The following is a 1,070-nucleotide window of genomic DNA, read 5'->3' as shown; positions in this document are numbered from 1 at the left end:
CAAGACCCTGCTCGACGGCATCGGATATTTCACCGGGGGCACGATGCCGCTCGCCTGACCCCTTTGGGGGTGGTGGCATGAGCCTGGTAACGAATCTGATTCCGAATCCACTCTTGATGCTCCCGAACAGTGCCATCTCGACACACGAGGCGACCGTGCAGCATGTTGACCCTGATGGCATACTCATTACGCCAAACAGCGGCGCTGTCAATCCTAGTGCCGATATCCGACTGGGAGAACCGGTCTCCGGTGATCTCCATCTGAACTTCTGGGTTTCCCAAGTGCCAGAAGGTAGCAGATGGTATGAGAACGGTATCTGCTACATAGCCAACAAACTATGGACTGGTGGATGTCTGTTTCCTCATGACAATACAGGCGGAAACACACTCCTTGGTTTTGATTTTCATATGGATGACGCGCAACTCATCCAGTTGAAGTGTCCGGTGAATCATCCGCTGCGATTCTCGGCAATCAATCTGATGACACAAGCGGATTGGAAGGAATACAAGAAGCTCGTCCCACGCATGAGGGCACTGTACGGCGGCCTCATGCCACTGCAAAACTGATTTTTTAAGGAGATGCAATGTGTTGCAGAATTTTCTAGCTGGTTTCGGGGGTGTGGGTGGCGCGTGCGCCCTCATCACCTTGCTGCTCAGGATATGGCCGGGCGCGTTGGACGCGCTGGCGACAGGATTGTACGCGCACGTGCGGCCCGAACGCCTGCCATACGATTCGCCGCTTTCCCAGCATTTCGCGAAAACCCGGACTTTGGGAGAGCGGACGGCGAAGATCGACGACCGTATGGACGAGCTCTGCCGGGACACGATCAAAAACACGATCATCAGCCTGATCTACGGCGACCAGTCGCACGACCATTCGGAGGCCGTCCGATACGAGTTGGCGAAGCTTGAGAAATTGGACGCGCAATGCTGGATCGTCAACGCCGCCGAAAAATATTTGGAGGACCGGCAATGACGCGTCTCATGATCGCAGGCGGCATATACCTGCTACTGCTCGCCTTGTTGCTCGTCTTCAATTTTGGCGCGCACAGGCATTGATTTTTCACACAG

General features: G+C 54.9%; 2 protein-coding genes. Both read left to right on the top strand.

The genetic code is table 11. The features are described from left to right. Positions 1–566: hypothetical protein (locus AB5Z52_RS17275; protein WP_368267167.1), on the top strand; the 566-nt coding region annotated here is incomplete at its 5' end. Positions 567–588: 22 nt separating this feature from the next. After that, entirely contained in the window at positions 589–975 is a 387-nt protein-coding gene (locus AB5Z52_RS17270) for a hypothetical protein (RefSeq protein ID WP_368267166.1), read from the top strand. Positions 976–1,070 lie beyond the last annotated feature (95 nt).

Source organism: Enterococcus sp. RTP21361st1_A6_RTP21361_211029, assembly GCF_040910045.1.
Taxonomy (GTDB): domain Bacteria; phylum Bacillota; class Bacilli; order Lactobacillales; family Enterococcaceae; genus Enterococcus_D; species Enterococcus_D gallinarum.
Note: the sequence above shows the minus strand (reverse complement) of the source record. Positions and strands in the feature narration are given on the sequence as shown.